Consider the following 18,132-nt stretch of genomic DNA (forward strand, 5'->3'; position numbering starts at 1 on the left):
GGAATCATGGCAGGGCTGATCAAGCGTGAAGATATCGACGAGGTGCGCAACCGCACCGACCTCCGCGAGGTTGTCGAATCCTACGTCACGCTCAAATCCGCGGGCATCGGCTCGTACAAGGGCCTGTGCCCTTTCCACGACGAACGCAGCCCGTCCTTCCATATCCGCCCGCAGCTGGGCACCTTCCATTGCTTCGGCTGCGGCGAGTCCGGCGATGTCATTGCCTTCATCCAGAAAATGGACCATTCCTCGTTCACCGAAACGGTGGAACTGCTCGCAGCCCGGATCAACTACGAGCTGCACTACGAGGACGGGGGACCGGGGCCGCGCCGCGAGGACTACGGCAAGCGCCAGCGCCTGGTCGACGCGCACAAGGTCGCCGAGGAATTCTTCCGCGAGCAGCTGGCCACCGATGAAGGCGCCGCGGGCCGCGAGTTCCTCGCCGGCCGCGGCTTCGACGCGGAAGTCGCAGCCCAATTCACGGTAGGCTATGCGCCCAAGGGCTGGGATTCGCTGCTCAAGCACCTGCGTTCCAAGGGCTTCGTCGATGACGAGCTGAAGCTCACCGGCATGTTCTCCGAAGGCAACCGCGGCATCTACGACCGGTTCCGCGGACGGGTCATGTGGCCGATCCGCGACCTGTCGGGGGCAACCATCGGCTTCGGTGCGCGCAAGCTCTACGAGGACGACCAGGGGCCAAAGTACCTGAACACCCCGGAGACCCAGCTCTACAAGAAGTCCCAGGTGCTTTACGGCATCGACCTGGCCAAGAAGCAGATTTCCAAGAACCGGCAGATTGTCGTGGTGGAAGGCTACACCGATGTGATGGCCTGCCATCTGGCTGGCATCACCACCGCGGTGGCCACCTGCGGTACCGCGTTCGGCACCGACCACATCAAGATTGCCCGCCGCCTGCTGCAGGATGACGGCACCGGAGGCGAAGTGGTCTTCACCTTTGACGGCGACGCCGCGGGGCAGAAGGCCGCGCTGCGTGCGTTCGAGGAGGACCAGCGGTTCATCGCCCAGACCTATGTGTGCGTTGAGCCAACCGGTGCCGACCCCTGCGATCTGCGCTTGCACCGCGGCGATGAAGCGGTACGCGAGCTCATTGAGCTCAAGCGTCCGCTGTTCGAATTCGCCATCCGTGCCGAACTGAAGAAATTCAATCTGAACACCGTTGAAGGACGCGTCCAGGCCTTGCGCCAGACCGCTCCGATCGTTGCGCAGATCCGCGACTCCGCCATTCGTCCGGCGTATGCCCGTGAGCTGGCCGGTTGGCTGGGAATGAACAACGAAGACGTTAACCGCTCGGTCGGCGCCTCCATCAAGCGCGCCCGGTTGCCGAAAAACGCTGAACTGCAGGCACCGCGCCCGCAGCCAGGCGAAGCCGAACCGGCCATCCCGGCCGCGCCGGCCTTCGAACGCCCTGATCACCGAGACCCGGTGATGCGCCTTGAACGGCAGGCACTGGAAGTTGTCATCCAGCAGCCGCAACGGCTGAAGGACGAGCAATGGCAGGCGTTCTACGAGGCCCGGTTCCTGGCCCCGGCCCACTCGGCTGTCCACGACGGGATCGTTGCCGCTTCCAGTGCAGGAGCTTCGGCGACCTCTTGGGTTGAAGTGATCCGCAACGAAGTCCCGGAGCAATTGCGCAGCTTCGTCTCGGAACTTGCCGTGACCAGCATTCCGGCATCGGATGAGCACAGCCTGAACCGCTACTGCGCCGACATCATCAATGGATTGATTGAGCTTCAAATCACACACCGCAAGGCCGAGCTCATCGGCCGGCTGCAGCGTGCGGAAATGGAACCTGAGGGTGAAGAATATGCGCAGATCAACCGGGAATTGATGGAACTGGAAATGCGCCGGAGGATCTTGCGCGGGACCTAGGACCCCGATTTTGCAATCACGGGATTCTTGGGTAAGGTTATATCTCGTTGCAATCCTCCATAGCTCAATTGGCAGAGCATTCGACTGTTAATCGAAGGGTTACTGGTTCAAGTCCAGTTGGAGGAGCTTACAGAAAAGTTCCGGCTCGCATCTGCGAGCCGGAACTTTTTATTTTCGCCTGAGAAGCCCGGAATCCACGAGCCGTGCATCGGGGCCTCGGGCCGGGCACGCCGGTGCAATTTTTCCCAGTAGCAGTCAGTCCGCCAGGTTCCACAAGCGCCGGGATTCCAGATACCAGAAGTACGAGAACAACCCGATCTCGAACCATTCGACAATGAACAGCGCTTCCTCAATACCCAGTGCCAGCAGAATCGGCCAGGCAGTCAGCCCCAGCAGCATCAGCACCAAGAGGATTGCATAGTGGGTCTTCTTGCCGCCGCTGGTATCCATGGAGCACAGCGGCCTATGATCCAGATGGCTTGCAATGGCGATGCCCATGGAGAATATCAGCAGGAACGCGGCGCCGGCATGCACTCCGGCGAACTGCCCGCCTTCGACAGTCCGCCACAACAGCAGAAGGACAAAGGCGATCAGGAGCAGGGTGCTGAGCAATCCCAGGATTTTGGTCAAGTTGCTCTGGAACAGCGCGCGGTGCGGAGCGTTGCTGGTCCGGAATCCCAGCCAGATGAAAACCACGCTGACGACGAGCACCGCAATGACCGATACCTGCACGGAGAAGATCAGCCGCCGCTGCTCGCCGATTGGCAGGTCTGCCAGCGTTTCTCCCAGCCTGGTGGGGACCACTGCAACGAACATGGCGTAGAAGCCGGCTAAATTCAGGGCAAAATCTTCCAGCTCTTCTCCGGTATAGACCACCAGCAACACCCCGGTAGTCACCAGCATTGCGACGAAGAGGTCTCGTGCCGGTCCCAGGTAGTAGGAACTCAGCGAGTCTTCGATGCGCTGGTTGGCAATGCCATAGATGACAATGGCGACGACGAGGAGCAGGGGCACCACGAGCAGCATCAGGCGCACATAGCGCAGCGTGCTCCGGCCCGGAGAACGTTCAATGGAAGTGGCCATGATTGCATTCTGTAATTAATCGCCCGGGTTGTGCGAACGGTCCGCCAAGGGGACGAAAATTCTCGGCAGAATCGCAGGCAAAGAATTGCGGGAAGCTAAATTGTCGGTGCGCAATGACAAGCTCTTGAAGAGTCAATAAAGACTCCGAATCGGCTGGAGCAGTCATCCGCTTGAGCCGATCGCCGACTCGGAGCCAGCGTGGCACCGTCTTCACTCGAAGGCAGCTTTCATGTCTGTACAAAATCCGCTCGACCCGAATGTGGTGCCGCCGGCGCCCCAGGCCGGGACCACGGCTGGCAAGGGCCTGGGCATCGCGGCCCTGGTCGTGGGCATCGTGGCCTTGGCATTGTGCTGGGTGCCGATCGTCAACAACATCGCCGCGGTGCTCGGCTTCATTGCCCTGGTGCTCGGTGTCATCTCGCTCGTCGTCGCCTCCAAGCGCCGTGGCAGCAAGGGCTTGGGCATCGCATCGAGCATCATTGCCATCGTGGCCATCATCCTGGTCTTTGCCACCCAGGCAGCCTACGTGAAGGCGATCGATGAGGTTGCCAACGATATTGCCGACGCATCGGACGGCGAAGTGGCAGCCCCGGCGGAGGTCATCGAGCAGGCCGAAGATGAATCACAGGTACTTGCCTTGGGTGAGGCGGCTACCGTTGGCGAGTATTCGGTGAACGTCAGCGCAGTGAACCTGGACGCCGGAGCTCAGATCGCCAAGGCCAACGAGTTCAATGAGAAGGCCGAAGGCCAGTATGCGCTGGTTGACCTCTCCGTGGTCTACAACGGGGACGAAGAGGGAGATGCCTAGTTGGATCTGAATCCAGAACTCGTGGGATCGGATGCCAGCATTTACAGCACTTCCAGCGCGACCGCGGTCCCCGCGAAGCCGGGCATGGACCTGCCTACCTTGGCCAACGGCGGCAAGGGAAGCTACCAGGTAGTCTTCGACGTGCCGGCCGAGGCCGTGGAAGATGCGAAAATCCGCGTGAGCGAGACGATCTCGTTCTCCGATGAATCGGTGCTCTGGGCTACGAAGTAGCTCGCATTCGCAGAGGCTCCGCCATCCAATCAAGGATGGCGGAGCCTCTTTTCTTGTACCGCTTTTTCGCGCCGGCACCTCAAGAGCCTTCCATCCGCGGACCTCGTTGATTCCCTGCCTTCTTCAGTGGCCGAAGGCCAACCAGCAATTGTTACAGCACCAAGAACATGGAAATCAGCGGGATTGAACAAATCTTCATGAAATTCTCCGCGACTCAGAGCCCGGGGAAAGCGCGAGATCACGGGGTTTTCGAACGCTCTCATTTAATTCTCATGGGCGAGCCATGATCTTCTAACAAGTCCCTAATGAGCCCCTCACAAGGGTTTTTTAATGTTCAAAACATGATTCGTCGCATACTTCTCATCCTCGTCGTGCTGGCCGTGCCAGCGGGACTGGCAGGTGCCAGCCAGGCTCTTGCCGACAAGGCCAATCCGCCCATCCCGCATCATGAGCCGATTGTTGTCCAGCTCTCTTTAGCCCCGGCGCCAAATGCTGCGAAAGCGCAGGAGCAGGACGGAGTAAACCATGACTGACTCCCGGGAGAACCAAGGATCAACGGTTTCGGCGCGGCTGCGCATTGTCGGCTGGATCGTGCTGACTACTGCACTGGCGCTGCTGGCGGTCACGGTTTCGATGCGTTCGCTCTTGTCCGGCCAGGTTGCCGAGGCAGCCAACGTGGGTATCGCGCAGGAAATCGAGGAGTTCCGGACGTTCGCGGCCGAGGGTCTGGATCCGAAGACTGCCCGGCCATTTTCCTCCATGGGCGAATTGATGGAACGCTATCTGGCCCGCCAGCAGCCAATGGCCGGCGAAGCGATCATCGGCCAGGCCGACGGTCGGGTGCTCGCCGCAGGAACCGCCGCAAACCAGGCCGGGAGATGGCTGGCTGAAGACCCGGCGCTCCTGGGACGGATTCTCAATGACGCGAAGACTTCTGGAATCCAGGAGAGCAACCATGGGACGGTCCGCTGGGCGAAAGCCGAGGCGAAGGACGCCTCAGGGGCCAACGGCGAAGGCCACCAGGCACACCTGGTTGTCGCGCATTTCATCGGCGGTGCCCAGGAAGTAGCCAACCGGCAGGCAACGATGCTCTTTGGCGTAGCAGCCGGGGGACTGGCCCTGACGGCGGGCATCGCCTGGCTGGCAGCCGGCCAGATCATGCGCCCCATCCGCACCATGAGCGAAACCGCCGCATCGATTACCGCCAAAGACCTCTCGGCCCGCGTTCCGGTAGAAGGACGAGACGACCTGGCGCAACTGGCCAGCACGCTGAACGCGATGCTCGACCGGGTTGAAGCCTCGCATCTGGCCCAACGCCACTTCATCTCCGAAGCACGCGAGCACCTGGGCAGCCCGCAACGCCAGCTGGCCTCTGCCCTGCAGAAGCTGAATGAGGAAGATCTTCCGCGCAAGCAACGCAACGCCATCATCAGCACCGCGCACGACCATATTTCGCAAATGGGGCAGACCCTTGCCGACCTGGACTTGCTGGCGCAAAGCTCCACCCCGAACTTCATCCATCGGCAGATGATCTCCGTTGGCGAAGTCACGGCGGAAGTCGCCGCGGCGGCTTCCCGTCCGGGAGCCTACCCGGACCGCCGATTCAGGATCGCCGAGTCCGCCAAGGCCCAGGCGTGGCTGGATCCGCTGCGCGTAGCCCAGGGAATGCACCAGCTGATCCAGAATGCGGTCGCGCATACCGAAGACGGCCAAAGCATCCGGATCGGTTCTGCCGCAGCCGATGGCATGGCCAGCTTCTGGGTTGCCAATGATGGACCGGCCTTGGACCCGGAAGAAGCCTGTGCCCTGCTGGAGAACTACCGCAGCGCCCCGGGTACCGGCGAGCAGGGGTCCGGCATGGGTCTCGGACTGGCCGTGGTGAAAGCGGTTGCCGAAGCCCACGGCGGCACGGCCTGGGTGGAATCGGGACAGGGCAACGGGACCAGCTTCGGATTCTCCCTGCCGCTTGCCGACGCCGGCCATGGCAGCAGCTGCGAGGAAGACTTCGCCCAGTCCATGGCCAGCAGCCTTGGAGGCGAGTCATGAGCATCAAGCCAACCGCACCCCGCGCGGGATTCCGCTACACCGCCCAGCGGCCCATGGGCCAGAGTGCCGAACCGGGCAAGGCCGGCGCGGCACCAAGCCGGTGGAGCAGGCAGAGCGCCGCGCGGATCATCGCCGCGCTGCTCCTGCTGGCCTTCCTTGCCTGGTGCGCCTACGCAGCCTTCGGCCCGGCGGCCGGGACAGCGCAGGCACTGCCTGCGCAAGGAGCCCTGACCCTGGCGGTCTTCGCCGTGGCCATCTGGCTCTGGATCTTCTCGCCTGTCGGCGATACCTACATCGCCCTGGGTGCAGCCGTGGTACTGGTGCTCATGGGGGTGCTGCCCGAAGCCGAACTGTTCTCCTCACTGGGCGAAGACACCATCTGGCTGCTGCTGGCCGCCTTCGTGATCGCGGCGGGGATCACCGCCACCGGACTGGCGACCCGTGCCGCAGCCTGGATCGCCGCGGGCGCGAACACCCCGCGGCAGCTGATCCACCTGAGCACCGGGGTGCTGGTTGCCACCGCATTTGCGGTGCCCTCCACCTCCGGGCGCGCGGCCCTGGCCATCCCGGTGTTCATCGCCCTGGCCAAGGCCCTGGCGGATCGCCGCCGCGTCGTTTTGGCCCTGGCCCTGGTCTTCCCCTCGGTCATCCTGCTTTCGGCGGTGGCATCCTACCTGGGCGCGGGAGCGCACCTGATCACCAGCCAGATCCTCACGGCCTCAGGGCATGAAGGTTTCTCCTTCGCCGGCTGGCTGGTCTATGGCTTGCCACTGGCGTTCGTTTCCTCGCATCTGTGCGCCGAACTGGTGCTGTGGATGTTCACCCGCGCCGAAGATCGTGCCCAGCCGCTGGCCGTGGGCATCGAACGGCTGCAGGAGCATTCGCCGGTGCCGCTGACCGGCCCGCTCACCGTAGGGCAATCCAGGGCAGCGCTGCTGGTCGCGGCGATGGTGGTGCTCTGGTGCACCGAGCCGCTGCATCAGCTCCACCCAGCCATCGTGGCCCTGCTCGGCTCGTTGCTGGTCGCCAGTCCGGGATACGGCTCGGTCGGCTTGGCCAAGGCCTTGAAGTCGGTGCCGTGGTCGATGCTGATCTTCATGGCAGCGACCCTGACCTTTGGCACCGCGCTCGCCGGAACCGGAGCCGCTGACTGGCTGGCCCGCCGGGTGCTTGGCCCGGTAGAGCAGCTCGGAGCTGCCGCGGCCTGGGTCTTCACCATTCTGGTGGTGGTGATCTCAGCCGCGGCGCACCTGGTCGTCCAGTCCCGCTCGGCCCGCTCAGCGGTGCTGATCCCGCTGGTGGTGTCCCTCGCCCCGGGCGTCGGGGTCAATGCGGTGGCTATTGCCCTGGCATCCACCGCTGCGGCCGGTTTCTGCCACACCCTGACCAGCAGCGCGAAACCGGTGAACCTGTTCTCCGAGATCGAAAGCATCGAAACCTATCGGCCAGCAGACCTGCTGCGCCTGAGCGCGGTGCTCGGACCGCTCATGGTCCTGCTGGTCCTGGCCTTCGCCTTCTGGATCTGGCCGGCCATGGGACTGCCGCTGTTCCTCTGACTCACTTCAAAGCTTCATTTCCAACGCATCCATCCTCACTGAATAGGACAAAGAATCATGGCACACGCACTTCCACAACGCATCCTGGTCGCACCGTCGGGCTTCAAGGAATCCCTCGACGCCGCAGCCGTAGCGGCAGCCATCGGCGCCGGCGTCCGCCGGGCATTGCCCGGAGCGGCAGTCAAGGCCGTGCCCATCGCCGATGGCGGCGAAGGCACCGCTGAAACCCTGGCCTGCGCTACCGGCGGCCAGCTGATGCCGGTAACGGTCACCGGTCCGGTCGGCCAGCAGGTCCAGTCGCACTACGCGATGCTCGGCGACGAGGCGGAGGGAACTGCTGTCGTGGAAATGGCAGCCGCGGCGGGCCTGCGACTGGTTCCCCGCGACCAGCGGGATCCGGGAACCACGACCAGTTTCGGAGTGGGGGAGCTGATCGCGGCCGCGATCGATGCCGGGGCTTCGAAGATCCTGGTGGGCTGCGGCGACTCGGGCACCTCCGATGGCGGCATGGGCGCATTGCAGGCACTGGGAGCACGGATCCTCGATGCCAAGGGCCGTGAGGTCAAAGCCGGCGGCAATTACCTCGGCCGCGTGGACCGGCTCGATCTCTCCGGCCTGCACCCGGCATTGGCCGCCGGGACAGTGCAAATCACGATGGCGTTGAACCAGCACAATGTGCTGACCGGACCGCGCGGAGTGGCGCGCGTATTCGGACCGCAGAAGGGCGCCACCGAGGAACAGGTGGAAAGCATGTCGGCAGGCTTCGAACGCTGGGCCTCGATCCTGCGCCGCGATGCGCTGGAGTCCGCGCGCTCCACCGATTTCGCCTTGGCCCCGGGAACCGGTGCTTCGGGCGGACTGGGTGCCGGGCTGGCCGCGGTGGGAGCGGTGCTCCTGCCCCGCTTCGAGGCGATCCTGGACTCGGGTTTGGCCGGCATCGATCTGGACTCGATGCTGCGCGGAGCGGACCTGGTCATCACCGCAGAAGGCGCCATCGACTTCCAGACTCCCAAGGGCAAGGTGCCTGCCGAAGTCGCGCGGCGCGCCTCGCTGCATGGCGTGCCGGTAGTGGCCTTGGCAGGAACGCTGGGCCGCGGCTGCCGCGACGTGCACGATATCGGCATCGATGCCATTGCCTCGATCATGCCCATTCCCATGACACTGCAGGAAGCAGTGGATGACGGGGAACGGCTGCTCATCGAAGCGGCCGAGCGCTTCATGCGCACCATCATCCTGGGTGCCTCGATGGCCGCGGCACGGCTGAGCCCGCGCGAGGCGTGGTAAAAGGGTCCGCTACAAGACGTAGCCGGCGACCAGCTGCGACAGGGCACGGATATCCACCTTGCCCTTGAACTCCAAACGGACCTTGCCCAATGAGCTGAACCAGAGATCCAGTTCAGCATCCAGATCGAAGGTTCCAGCCGTTTCAACCGAGAACGACTGGACCTTCGAATACGGCAACGAGGTGTAATCCCGCTTCTTGCCGGTCATGCCTTGCACATTGACGGCGATGAGCCGCTTATCGGTGAACACCACGTAGTCGCGGGCGCCCTTGAAGGCGGCCTGCAGCTCTTCGCCAGCAACCAGCATGGGCATGATTTCAGGGGCCACCTGCGACAGGTCCCAAGGGCCCAGTTTGAGGACGGAAGAATTATTGAAGTCGATCATGCACCGAGCGTACCGAGCTCGGGGGACAGGTTGGGAAAAACAGGCGTGCCGCCTTGGCCAGTGAAATCTTGGCCAAGGCGGCACGCCATTTTCCGCGAATTACTCTAGAGCTCGATAGCTGCCACTGCCTGCACTGCACGGGCAGCTTCTGCACCCTTTTTCAGGAAATGCTCGAAGTAGAAGGCCTGGTGCTCATCGTTCGAGTGGAAGTGGTGCGGGGTCAGACTGACCGAAAAGGTCGGCACGTCGGTGTCCAGCTGCACGCGCATCAGCCCGTCGACCACAGCCTGGGCCACGAAGTCGTGGCGGTAGATGCCGCCGTCAACCACTAGGGCCGCGGCCACCACTGCATCGTACTTCCCGGTCTTCGCCAGGCGCATGGCCTGAAGCGGCATTTCGTAGGCACCGGGTACGGCAACGACGTGGATGGAGCATTCCTGCCCGGAAGCTTTCATCTCGGCCTTGAACCCGGCAAGCGCCTGGTCAACGATATCCGCGTGCCAACTGGCCTTGATGAAGGCGATGTTCAATGGCTTGCTCATGAGTTACTCCCTGGATCTGCGTGAAATCTTCTTGTTCTTTTGATCCACCCTAGTGCTGCAGATCTCAATGAAATAACTGGGGAAGGAGTCGGCGTAACGATTCCCCCGCTTCAGTGCCAACCCAGTTGCGGGGCCACGTGCTTGAGCACCGATTCGATGGCATTCGCGTTGCTGTGCATGCCCAGCTGGTACAGAGCTGTCGCGGCGAACCCTGATACGCTTCAGCCGGTGCTTAAAATGCTCTGCCATCTGGCTCTCCTGCACACAGAAAACCAGCCCGCGCCTTGCGGCAACGGGCTGAGCATGATGTGGCTATGATGACACGGTCAATCTAGGCGCACCATCCTTCGTTGTGCTACCGCCAACCTAATTGCGGAGCAACATGCTTGAGCACCGATTCGATGACGTGCGCGTTGTAATCGACGCCCAACTGGTTCGGAACGGTCAGCAGCAGCGTGTCGGCTGCGGCGATCGCTTCGTCCTCGGCCAGCTTCTTGGCCAGCTCATCGGGTTCGCCGGCGTAGGACTTGCCGAAGACCGCACGGGTCTTCGCATCGATGTTGCCCACCTGGTCGGAGCTGTAGCGGTCGCGGCCGAAGTACTGCCAGTCCCGCTCGTCGGTCAGCGCGAAGATGCTGCGGCTGACCGATACCCGTGGCTCGCGGGCATGGCCGGCGTCCTTCCATGCCTGGCGGTAGAGCGCGATCTGCTCGGCCTGCTGGACGTGGAAAGGCTTGCCGGATTCATCGTCCTTCAGCGTGGAGCTTTGCAGGTTCATTCCCAGCTTCGCCGCCCATACTGCGGTGGCATTGGAGCCCGAACCCCACCAGATGCGCTCGCGCAAGCTGCTGGAGTGCGGTTCGATGCGCAGCAAGCCGGGAGGGTTGGGGAACATCGGCTTGGGGCTGGGTTCGGCGAAGCCCTCGCCGGAGAGCACTTCGAGCAGCCGCTCGGCGTGGCGGCGGCCCATGTCGGCATCCGATTCGCCTTCGCGGGGCTCGAAGCCGAAATGCCGCCAACCGTCGATAACCTGCTCGGGCGAGCCGCGGCTGATGCCCAGCTGCAGCCGGCGATTGGAAATCAGGTCGGCTGAACCTGCATCCTCGGCCATGTACAACGGGTTCTCGTAGCGCATGTCGATCACGCCGGTGCCGATCTCAATGCGGCTGGTCCGTGCGCCGATGGCGGCGAGCAGCGGGAACGGGGAAGCGTATTGCTGCGCGAAGTGGTGCACGCGGAAGTAGGCGCCGTCCGCGCCGAGCTCCTCGGCTGCGACTGCCAGGTCGATGGCCTGCAGCAGTGCGTCGGATGCTGAGCGGGTGCCGGATTGCGGATGCTCGGTCCAGTGGCCGAAGGACAAAAAGCCGATGTTCTTCATGCTTGGGGCAACAAGCGGCCGCATGCCGTTATTCCGCGGCGGACCAGCACGGCTAGCGGCGCAGCAGCCGCCTATCCGAAAGCCCTGCGGCCCTATCCGGCTCCGCGTCGTTCATGCTGGACCAGATGCTGTCCAGGGAAAGGTCCAGCACTGCTGCAATGGCGGCGATGGTTGAGAACGCGGGAGTGGCTACGCGTCCGGTCTCGATTTTCCGCAATGTTTCAGGGGAAAGCCCGGCCTCGAGCGCGATATCGAGGATGGTGCGTTCCCCGCGCGCCCGCCGAAGCAGTGCACCAAGGTTCTTTCCCTGCTCGATTTCGCGGGGAGTAAGCGGCAATCTGACCATGGAAAAATTATAGTACCGGTAAAGTTTGACCGGTATAATAATTGGAATGATTGAGATACTCACCCCCAGCGAACTGGACCGCGCCCGGGACACCGGACGCCTTGTTGGCACCATCCTGCAAACGCTCAAGAACCGGGTCAAGGTCGGCACCAACCTCCTGGAAATCGACACCTGGACCAAGGAACTGATCGAGGAAGCCGGCGCGGAATCCTGCTATGTCGATTACGCCCCCGCCTTCGGCAATGGTCCCTTCGGCCACTACATCTGCACCGGCGTCAACGACGCGGTGCTGCATGGCTTGCCGCATGACTATGCGCTCGCCGACGGCGACCTGCTGACCTTGGATTTGGCGGTGAAGCTGCGCGGCATCGCTTCGGACGCGGCCATCAGCTTCATTGTGGGAGAGAAGCAGCGGGCAGAAGATCTCAAGATGATCGAGGTAACCCAGCGCGCCTTGGCCGCAGGTATCGCAGCTGCGGTCCCGGGAGCCAAGATTGGCGATATTTCCTTCGCTATTGGCTCGGTGCTCACCGCCGAAGGTTATCCGGTGAACCTGGAATTCGGCGGCCACGGCATCGGCAGCACGATGCACCAGGACCCGCACGTGTCCAATGACGGCCGTGCAGGCCGGGGCTACACGCTGCGCCCGGGCCTGCTGCTCGCGCTTGAACCCTGGATCATGGAAGACACCAGCAAGCTGGTCACTGATAAGGATGGGTGGACTCTGCGCAGTTCCACCGGCTGCCGTACCGCGCATACCGAGCACACCATCGCGATCACGGATACCGGAGCCGAGATCCTCACCCTGCCAAAGAACTAGCAGGGTCCAGGGCAAGGCCAGGCCAGTGTCGCGGCCGCTTCATGCAGGGCGGCGCGGCACCGGCTAGGATCGCGGACCAGGCCAGCTGGCAGCGCCCCGGCAAAATCCCAGCCATGGCTGGCGGCCATGTTCCGCAGATTCGCCAGATTTCGTTGATGCAGCGGCTCGGGGTGTTCCGGATAGCTGCCCAGCAGCAACGTGCCCCGGGTGAAACCGCGTGTACCGCAGGCCTCCAGGGTCAATGCCGTATGGTTCAGCGTTCCCAGATCCGGGCGGGCGGCCACGACGAGGCTGGCCCCCACGGCCTGCGCCAGATCGGCGATGGTTTCCCCGGCCGCTGTCAGCTTCACAAGCAAGCCGCCGGCCCCCTCGATGATCACCACATCATGCGTGGCATCGAGCTCGCCGACCTGCTGCACGTGCTGGGCCAAGGTGGGCAGCACAGCAGCCGGATCCAGCCCAGCGCACAGCGCTGCATCCACCGGTGCCATCGGGTGGCGCAGGCGCACCCCTTCGAAGGCCGAGAGCTGGCCGAGATTGCCCAGCCAGTGTGCCGCATCCTGGGCGTCCCCGGGTTCTGACTTGCCCAGGCCGGTCTGAGTCGGCTTGTAGATGGCGACGCTGTGCCCGTGGGACAGTGAGCGGGCGGCCAGCACCGCGGTGGCTACGGTCTTTCCGACCTCGGTATCGGTTCCGGTCATTGCATGGATCATTCCAGCATCCTCTCTGCACGGTAGGCGATGGGCACTGCGGGTGGCGCCTGGAATGACAGCAGATGGCCGAAGGGCACGGGCGGCCCATCGGCGACGGCCAGCGGCAGGCAGCGTGCGGTTTCGGAGAGCACCAGCTCGGTTTCCATCCTGGCCAGGGAAGCGCCCAGGCACCGGTGGATCCCGTAGCCGAAAGCCAGTGAATCATCGCCGGCGGCGCCGAGCTCGCCACCGGCCAAGCGCAGCACCAGCTGCTCCCCGGTGGCGAATTCCAGGTCCCCGATCCGCGTGTCCTTGAGGGCAATACGCCGCCAGGTCGGCACCGAGGAGGCCCGGGCCAGCACCTCGCGCACCAGCCCCTGGGCCGCGGCCTCTTCCGTGCCCGCCTGCGCCAGGGCTTCCCAGCGATGTTCATGCAACGCCGAATGCAACGCGGTCTGGATGAGCATCGAAGTGGTTTCCTGTCCGGCGATGCCCAGGAAATAAGCCAGCGAGCGGATCTGGGGTTCGGATACCCCGGCCCGGTGCAATGCGGCGTAGAGATTCCCATCGTCGTGTTGCACTGCTTGGTGCACCGATGCATCCAGCCAGCCGAAGTATTGTGCCGCGCTGCGGGCCAGCGCCAGCTGCCGCTGCGCATCCGGCCAGCCCCAGAACAGCTCCAGTGAGTCCCGGCTCCAGGCCTTGAGTGTCCCCAGCTCAGGCACCGGCACCCCGGTGAGCCGGGCCATGGCTTCCGCCGGGATCACGGCTGCCAATTCGGTGGCCAGATCCGCCGATTCCCCCTTGCGCAGCCTGGGTTCGAGGTCCGCGCAGATCCCGCGCACCCGGTCGAGGATCGGCTCGCGCTGGGCACGGACCTTGGCGGGGCTGAAGAATCCAGCGACAATCCGGCGCACTTCCAGATGCGCTGGGCCCGAAGCGCTGGCCAGCACCTCGGGAAGCGTGAAACGCGCCCGGGCAAGGATCCGCAGCGCGGCAGGTTCCGGTTCCACCGCAGTGGACAGGGCATTGGCCGGCGAGAACACATCGGGCCGCGCCAGGATGGTGCGGACGGTGTCCGGATCCTCGATGCTCCGGTAGCGCGCGTTGACAACGTCCGGGTAGGCCTCGGACAGCGGCCCGGCGAGCGGTGCCAGGTCCAAAGCGCTCGCCGTCGCGGCGAAAGGGCAGCTCATGAATCCTCCTGGATGATGGCGCGGGCTACCGCGTGGACAGCCGCAGATAATTCCGGGTGCCCGTGGTGGGCATGGGCGGTGAGCCGGATGCGGGAGATGCCATCGGGCACGCTGGGCGGTCGGAAGCAGGCTACCGAGATGCCCTGGACGGCCAGCGTTTCGGCCGCCCGGGTTGCCGCGCCGGCACTGGGCATCTTCACCGAGAGCACGGCTCCGGCTCCGACTTCCAGGCGGCCGGCCAGGGCCGGGTGGGCTTGCAGCTGGTCGCGGATCAGCAGTGCATTCTCCGCCAGTGCGCCACGGCGTTGCGGCCCGGCCAAGAGCAAGGCCGCCAGCGCTCCTGCTGCCGCGGCAGGGGATAGCGCGGTATCGAAGATGAAGGTGCGGGCAGTGTTGACCAGATGATCGCGCAGTGCCGCCGCGCCAGGCCCGCCCATGAGCACCGCGCCGCCCTGCGACCCCAGGGCCTTGGACAAGGTCGCCGTGGACACTACCCGTCCGTGGCCAGCCAGTCCGGCGGCCAGCACTGCGGAGCCTTGGCCGGTGGCGGCCAGCGAATGCGCTTCGTCCACCAGCAGCAAAGCGTCGAACTCGGCGCACAGGGCCGCCAGCCCGGGCAGCGGTGCGGCGTCGCCGAATACCGAATAGACGGATTCGACCACCAGCAGCACGCGGGGCTTGGGGTGCTGGGCGCTGCTGTTGGCTTCCAGCAGGCGGGTGAAATCAGCCAGGTCATTATGCGCTGCGGTGGCGACTTCGGCACCCGATAGCCGGGCGCCGTCGATCAGGCTGGCGTGGGCATGCGCGTCGAGGATAAACAGGCTCCCCGGACCGCCGAGGGCGGCGAGCACCCCGAGGTTGGCGGTGTAGCCGCTGGAGAACACCAGGGCGGCTTGGCGCTGGGCGTAGTCGCAGAGCCCGGCTTCCAGCTCCTGATGCACCGGCAGGGTTCCGGCGGCCACCCGGCTGGCCGAAGCTCCGGCGCCGTAATCCAGGACGGCCTGAGCGGCGGCCTGCCGGATATCGCGGTGCCCGGACAACCCCAGATAGTCGTTGGAAGACAAGTCGAAGAGCCCCGCCGCGGCCGTGTCCTTGCGTTGCAGCCCCCGCCGCTGGCGCACCGTGGCGCGCGTGGCCAGCCAGGAGTCCCAACCCGGCTCAGCCATGGACCTGCTCCACGGCGCCCACCACGCCGCGGCCCAGGACCGCGAGCTGTTCGGGGGTGCTGATATATGGCGGCATCACGTAGACCAGGTTCCGGAAGGGGCGGATCCAGACCCCGCGCTGGACGGCAGCTTCGGTTACCTCGGCCACCTGGACCGGGGAGGCGAGCGCAATGGCCCCCACCCCGCCCAGCACCCGCACCTCCTGCACCGAGGCCAGCTGCGCGGCCGGTGCCAAGTGGGTGCGCAACCCGGATTCCAAGGTGGCGACCTGCTGCCGCCACGGAGCGCGGCTGGGTGCGGTGCCCGGTTCCCCGGCGAGCAGATCCAGCGAAGCGCAAGCCACCGCGCAGGCCAACGGGTTGCCCATGAACGTCGGGCCGTGCAGCAATGCCGCGCCCGCCGAGTCCCCGCTGCCGGACAGGGCAGAAGCGATCCGCGAAGAGCACAGCATCGCCGCCAGGGTCAGGTAACCGCCGGTCAGCGCCTTGCCCACGCACATGATGTCCGGTTCGATGCCGGCATGCTGCACCGCGAACAGCTGCCCGGTGCGCCCGAAGCCGGTGGCGATTTCGTCGGCGATCAGCACCAGTCCGTGGCGGTCTGCCAGCTCGCGCAGGGTGCGCAGCACCGCAGGGGGATAGATGTGCATCCCGCCGGCTCCCTGCAGCACCGGCTCGAAGACGAGCCCGGCCAGCGTGGTGGCGTGGGCCGCGATCAGTGCCTGCGTTTCCAGTTCCCATTGCGCCAATTCAGCGGCTGAATATTCCCAGCCGCCCGAGGCGTCGCGGCGCGCCGCCGGAGGCTTGGGCAGGAACAGCTCGCCGGAGGAGCGCGGGGCGAACGCGGCATGCATCCCGTCCACCGGATCGCAGATGCCCATGGTGGCGAAGGTGTCCCCGTGGTAGCCGCCGCGCAACGCGGCAAAGCGGTGGCGTCCGGTGCGGCCCTTGGCCTCCTGGTATTGCAGGGCGAGCTTCAGCGCGACTTCGACGCTGATCGACCCGGAGTCGGCCAGGAACACGTGGCGCAAGCTCTCCGGGGCCAGCGCGACCAGGCGTTCGGCCAGTTCGATGGCCGGCTGGTGTGTCAAGCCGCCGAACATCACGTGGCTGAAGCGCTCCAGCTGGCCGCGGGCCGCGGCATCCAGAGCCGGGTGGCGATAGCCGTGCACCGTCGACCACCATGAGGACATCCCGTCGATGACCTCCCGCCGGGTTCCTGCGGCGTCTTCCAGGACCAGCTGGGCGCCGTGCGCCTCGCGCACCGCATAGTGCGCGCCGGCATCCAGGGAAGCATAGGGGTGCCAAAGCAGCCCGGCATCCCTCTCCAGCAGCGTCGTTCCGGTGGCGATCATGCGTTAGGGCTCTGCGCGGTTCCGGCGCCGCGGCGGCGCAGCACCGGTTCGGCGCTTCCGTTGCCGCTGCCACAACTGGGGGCAGAACTGCCGCAGGGCGAAGAATCAGCAGGGGAGCAGCAGGAACCTGCGCAGCCAGAGGATCCGGCATTGCCGGCATCCGATGGCTGGCGGGCAGCATGGCCGGCGGCTTCGCTCAGTTCCGCGGCCAGCTGCATCGGGTCCTTGCCCTGTTGCCCGAGCACCACGAACCCGGCGTCGGCAATCATTGCCAGGTCGGCTTTCGCATCCTGGCCTTCGCTGGTCAGGTAGTCGCCGAGGAACAGCGAATTGGCCACTTCCAGCGCGGTGGCCTGCAAGGAGCGCAGGTGCATCTCGCGACCGCCGGCCATCCGCAATTCCTTGTCCGGGCAGGCCATGCGCACCACGGCCAAGATCCGCAGGCAGGCCAGCGGTGTCAGGTTCCAGGTCCCTTCCAGCGGGGTGCCATCGAATGGCATCAGGAAGTTCACCGGAATGGAATCGGCATCCAGCGCGCGCAGTGCGAAGATCGCCTCGACGAGTTGCTCTGGGGTTTCGCCCAGACCGACGATGAGCCCCGAGCAGGGGGAGAGGCCGGCGGCCTGGGACTGCTGGACGGTGGAGACACGCTCGTCAAAGCTGTGCGTGCTGCAGATTTCCGGGTAGAGGGATTCGGCAGTATTCAGATTGTGGTTGTAGGCATCCGCACCGGCCTCCTTGAGCCGCTGGGCCTGCCCCTGCTTCAGGATGCCCAGGCAGGCGCAGACCTCCACCTCGGGATGGTCTTCCTTCAGCGCGCCGATCATCGTAGCCACCCGGTCGACATCGCGGTCCGTGGGCCCCTTTCCGGAGGCCACCATGCAGACCCGCGAGGCGCCGCCGGCGATGCCCAGGCCGGCCTGGTGCACCGCTTCTTCCGGTTTGAGCCAGGTGTACTTCAGGATTTCAGCTTTGGAGCCCAAACGCTGCGAGCAATACGTGCAGTCCTCGGGGCACAGGCCGGACTTCAGATTGACCAGGTAGTTGACTTTCACCGTGTTGCCGAAATGCTTGCGCCGAAGCAGTCCGGCCGCGTTGACCAGCCGTGTCGTGTCGGCGTCCGGCGTTGCCAGCAGGCCGAGGGCTTCTGCCTCGGTGAGCTGGTGGCCGTCGGCGATGCGGATGGCCAGCTCAGTGAAATCTGCGGTGCCGATCTGATGCGTGGAGATGCTCATGGGGTCCTTAGCGTGGTTGGGCGACTGCCTGCCAAGAATCAGCCAGTCCTGAACGGTGTTCAATTGCTGGCCTTAATGTAGCATGAAAAACCCCTAACTTGAACAATGTTCAAGTTAGGGG

Annotated in this window: 18 protein-coding genes and 1 tRNA gene; 9 read left to right on the forward strand and 10 right to left on the reverse strand. The window is 64.7% G+C overall.

Features of this window, described 5'->3' with window-relative positions:
- Positions 1-6: 6 nt before the first annotated feature.
- Complete coding sequence (dnaG, locus tag ATK23_RS01780; RefSeq protein WP_066139455.1) at positions 7-1,890, forward strand: DNA primase; 1,884 nt, start codon at positions 7-9, stop codon at positions 1,888-1,890.
- A gap of 53 nt (positions 1,891-1,943) precedes the next feature.
- Positions 1,944-2,016, forward strand: a tRNA-Asn gene (locus tag ATK23_RS01785).
- A 129-nt stretch (positions 2,017-2,145) separates the two neighbouring features.
- On the opposite strand, the gene ATK23_RS01790 is transcribed toward ATK23_RS01785, so the two are convergent.
- Positions 2,146-2,973: a hypothetical protein gene (locus ATK23_RS01790; protein WP_066139452.1), complete on the reverse strand. Its 828-nt coding sequence runs from the start codon at positions 2,971-2,973 to the stop codon at positions 2,146-2,148.
- A 229-nt stretch (positions 2,974-3,202) separates the two neighbouring features.
- On the opposite strand from ATK23_RS01790, the gene ATK23_RS01795 reads away from it, so the two are divergent.
- The 6 genes from ATK23_RS01795 (at position 3,203) to ATK23_RS01820 (ending at position 8,898) form a co-directional block, all read left to right on the forward strand.
- Positions 3,203-3,781 (forward strand): hypothetical protein, encoded by a 579-nt coding sequence (locus ATK23_RS01795; RefSeq protein WP_066139450.1) that lies wholly within the window; start codon positions 3,203-3,205, stop codon positions 3,779-3,781.
- A complete protein-coding gene (locus ATK23_RS01800) occupies positions 3,782-4,012 on the forward strand; it encodes a hypothetical protein (RefSeq protein ID WP_066139448.1) in 231 nt (76 codons plus the stop codon).
- Between the two features lie 305 nt (positions 4,013-4,317).
- Positions 4,318-4,545, forward strand: coding sequence for a hypothetical protein (locus ATK23_RS01805; RefSeq protein ID WP_157066344.1), 228 nt, complete (start codon positions 4,318-4,320; stop codon positions 4,543-4,545).
- Positions 4,538-6,058 (forward strand): ATP-binding protein, encoded by a 1,521-nt coding sequence (locus ATK23_RS01810; RefSeq protein WP_066139442.1) that lies wholly within the window; start codon positions 4,538-4,540, stop codon positions 6,056-6,058. The genes ATK23_RS01805 and ATK23_RS01810 overlap by 8 nt, the downstream gene beginning before the upstream one ends.
- On the forward strand, positions 6,055-7,614 hold the full coding sequence (locus tag ATK23_RS01815; protein ID WP_066139436.1) for an SLC13 family permease: 1,560 nt from the start codon (positions 6,055-6,057) through the stop codon (positions 7,612-7,614). Before ATK23_RS01810 ends, ATK23_RS01815 begins: the two co-directional genes overlap by 4 nt.
- Before the next feature lie 57 nt (positions 7,615-7,671).
- The gene (locus tag ATK23_RS01820) at positions 7,672-8,898 is read left to right on the forward strand and encodes a glycerate kinase family protein (RefSeq protein ID WP_066139433.1); all 1,227 of its coding nucleotides are present in this window, start codon (positions 7,672-7,674) and stop codon (positions 8,896-8,898) included.
- Positions 8,899-8,907: 9 nt separating this feature from the next.
- Here the strand turns inward: ATK23_RS01820 and ATK23_RS01825 are convergent, their stop codons facing one another.
- The 4 genes from ATK23_RS01825 to ATK23_RS01840 form a co-directional block, all read right to left on the reverse strand.
- Complete coding sequence (locus tag ATK23_RS01825) at positions 8,908-9,282, reverse strand: PH domain-containing protein (protein WP_066139430.1); 375 nt, start codon at positions 9,280-9,282, stop codon at positions 8,908-8,910.
- Between the two features lie 104 nt (positions 9,283-9,386).
- A complete protein-coding gene (locus ATK23_RS01830) occupies positions 9,387-9,824 on the reverse strand; it encodes a 6,7-dimethyl-8-ribityllumazine synthase (RefSeq protein ID WP_066139427.1) in 438 nt (145 codons plus the stop codon).
- Between the two features lie 355 nt (positions 9,825-10,179).
- Complete coding sequence (locus ATK23_RS01835) at positions 10,180-11,202, reverse strand: LLM class flavin-dependent oxidoreductase (protein ID WP_066140309.1); 1,023 nt, start codon at positions 11,200-11,202, stop codon at positions 10,180-10,182.
- Positions 11,203-11,254: 52 nt separating this feature from the next.
- Positions 11,255-11,548: a helix-turn-helix domain-containing protein gene (locus ATK23_RS01840; RefSeq protein ID WP_058255293.1), complete on the reverse strand. Its 294-nt coding sequence runs from the start codon at positions 11,546-11,548 to the stop codon at positions 11,255-11,257.
- A 46-nt stretch (positions 11,549-11,594) separates the two neighbouring features.
- Here ATK23_RS01840 and map point away from each other — a divergent pair, with 46 nt between their 5' ends.
- Positions 11,595-12,368, forward strand: coding sequence for a type I methionyl aminopeptidase (map, locus tag ATK23_RS01845; RefSeq protein ID WP_066139424.1), 774 nt, complete (start codon positions 11,595-11,597; stop codon positions 12,366-12,368).
- Here map and bioD read toward each other — a convergent pair.
- Genes bioD through bioB form a run of 5 tightly spaced genes read right to left on the reverse strand, consistent with a single transcriptional unit; the run spans position 12,365 to position 18,011 of the window.
- Positions 12,365-13,081: a dethiobiotin synthase gene (bioD, locus tag ATK23_RS01850; RefSeq protein ID WP_066139420.1), complete on the reverse strand. Its 717-nt coding sequence runs from the start codon at positions 13,079-13,081 to the stop codon at positions 12,365-12,367. The genes map and bioD overlap by 4 nt on opposite strands.
- Positions 13,078-14,256 (reverse strand): cytochrome P450, encoded by a 1,179-nt coding sequence (locus tag ATK23_RS01855; RefSeq protein WP_066139417.1) that lies wholly within the window; start codon positions 14,254-14,256, stop codon positions 13,078-13,080. Before ATK23_RS01855 ends, bioD begins: the two co-directional genes overlap by 4 nt.
- Positions 14,253-15,422, reverse strand: a complete 1,170-nt coding sequence (locus tag ATK23_RS01860; protein ID WP_066139415.1) for an aminotransferase class I/II-fold pyridoxal phosphate-dependent enzyme — start codon at positions 15,420-15,422, stop codon at positions 14,253-14,255. The genes ATK23_RS01855 and ATK23_RS01860 overlap by 4 nt, the downstream gene beginning before the upstream one ends.
- Positions 15,415-16,776, reverse strand: a complete 1,362-nt coding sequence (gene bioA, locus ATK23_RS01865; protein ID WP_066139412.1) for an adenosylmethionine--8-amino-7-oxononanoate transaminase — start codon at positions 16,774-16,776, stop codon at positions 15,415-15,417. Before bioA ends, ATK23_RS01860 begins: the two co-directional genes overlap by 8 nt.
- Positions 16,773-18,011 carry a biotin synthase BioB gene (bioB, locus tag ATK23_RS01870; protein ID WP_066139408.1) on the reverse strand — a complete coding sequence of 413 codons (1,239 nt, stop codon included), beginning with the start codon at positions 18,009-18,011 and terminating at the stop codon, positions 16,773-16,775. Before bioB ends, bioA begins: the two co-directional genes overlap by 4 nt.
- Between the last annotated feature and the right edge of the window lie 121 nt (positions 18,012-18,132).

The sequence above is a fragment of the Glutamicibacter nicotianae genome, assembly GCF_002797775.1.
Taxonomy (GTDB): domain Bacteria; phylum Actinomycetota; class Actinomycetes; order Actinomycetales; family Micrococcaceae; genus Glutamicibacter; species Glutamicibacter nicotianae.

What these genes read in the sequence shown, in the direction of transcription:
- ATK23_RS01790 (WP_066139452.1), bottom strand. Translation starts at nt 2,973, where the DNA reads ATGGCCACTTCCATTGAACGTTCTCCGGGCCGGAGCACGCTGCGCTAT.
- ATK23_RS01815 (WP_066139436.1), top strand. Translation starts at nt 6,055, where the DNA reads ATGAGCATCAAGCCAACCGCACCCCGCGCGGGATTCCGCTACACCGCC.
- bioA (WP_066139412.1), bottom strand. Translation starts at nt 16,776, where the DNA reads ATGATCGCCACCGGAACGACGCTGCTGGAGAGGGATGCCGGGCTGCTT.
- bioD (WP_066139420.1), bottom strand. Translation starts at nt 13,081, where the DNA reads ATGATCCATGCAATGACCGGAACCGATACCGAGGTCGGAAAGACCGTA.
- ATK23_RS01855 (WP_066139417.1), bottom strand. Translation starts at nt 14,256, where the DNA reads ATGAGCTGCCCTTTCGCCGCGACGGCGAGCGCTTTGGACCTGGCACCG.
- ATK23_RS01820 (WP_066139433.1), top strand. Translation starts at nt 7,672, where the DNA reads ATGGCACACGCACTTCCACAACGCATCCTGGTCGCACCGTCGGGCTTC.
- ATK23_RS01835 (WP_066140309.1), bottom strand. Translation starts at nt 11,202, where the DNA reads ATGAAGAACATCGGCTTTTTGTCCTTCGGCCACTGGACCGAGCATCCG.
- map (WP_066139424.1), top strand. Translation starts at nt 11,595, where the DNA reads ATGATTGAGATACTCACCCCCAGCGAACTGGACCGCGCCCGGGACACC.
- ATK23_RS01860 (WP_066139415.1), bottom strand. Translation starts at nt 15,422, where the DNA reads ATGGCTGAGCCGGGTTGGGACTCCTGGCTGGCCACGCGCGCCACGGTG.
- ATK23_RS01840 (WP_058255293.1), bottom strand. Translation starts at nt 11,548, where the DNA reads ATGGTCAGATTGCCGCTTACTCCCCGCGAAATCGAGCAGGGAAAGAAC.
- dnaG (WP_066139455.1), top strand. Translation starts at nt 7, where the DNA reads ATGGCAGGGCTGATCAAGCGTGAAGATATCGACGAGGTGCGCAACCGC.
- ATK23_RS01795 (WP_066139450.1), top strand. Translation starts at nt 3,203, where the DNA reads ATGTCTGTACAAAATCCGCTCGACCCGAATGTGGTGCCGCCGGCGCCC.
- ATK23_RS01830 (WP_066139427.1), bottom strand. Translation starts at nt 9,824, where the DNA reads ATGAGCAAGCCATTGAACATCGCCTTCATCAAGGCCAGTTGGCACGCG.
- ATK23_RS01805 (WP_157066344.1), top strand. Translation starts at nt 4,318, where the DNA reads ATGAGCCCCTCACAAGGGTTTTTTAATGTTCAAAACATGATTCGTCGC.
- ATK23_RS01810 (WP_066139442.1), top strand. Translation starts at nt 4,538, where the DNA reads ATGACTGACTCCCGGGAGAACCAAGGATCAACGGTTTCGGCGCGGCTG.
- bioB (WP_066139408.1), bottom strand. Translation starts at nt 18,011, where the DNA reads ATGAGCATCTCCACGCATCAGATCGGCACCGCAGATTTCACTGAGCTG.
- ATK23_RS01825 (WP_066139430.1), bottom strand. Translation starts at nt 9,282, where the DNA reads ATGATCGACTTCAATAATTCTTCCGTCCTCAAACTGGGCCCTTGGGAC.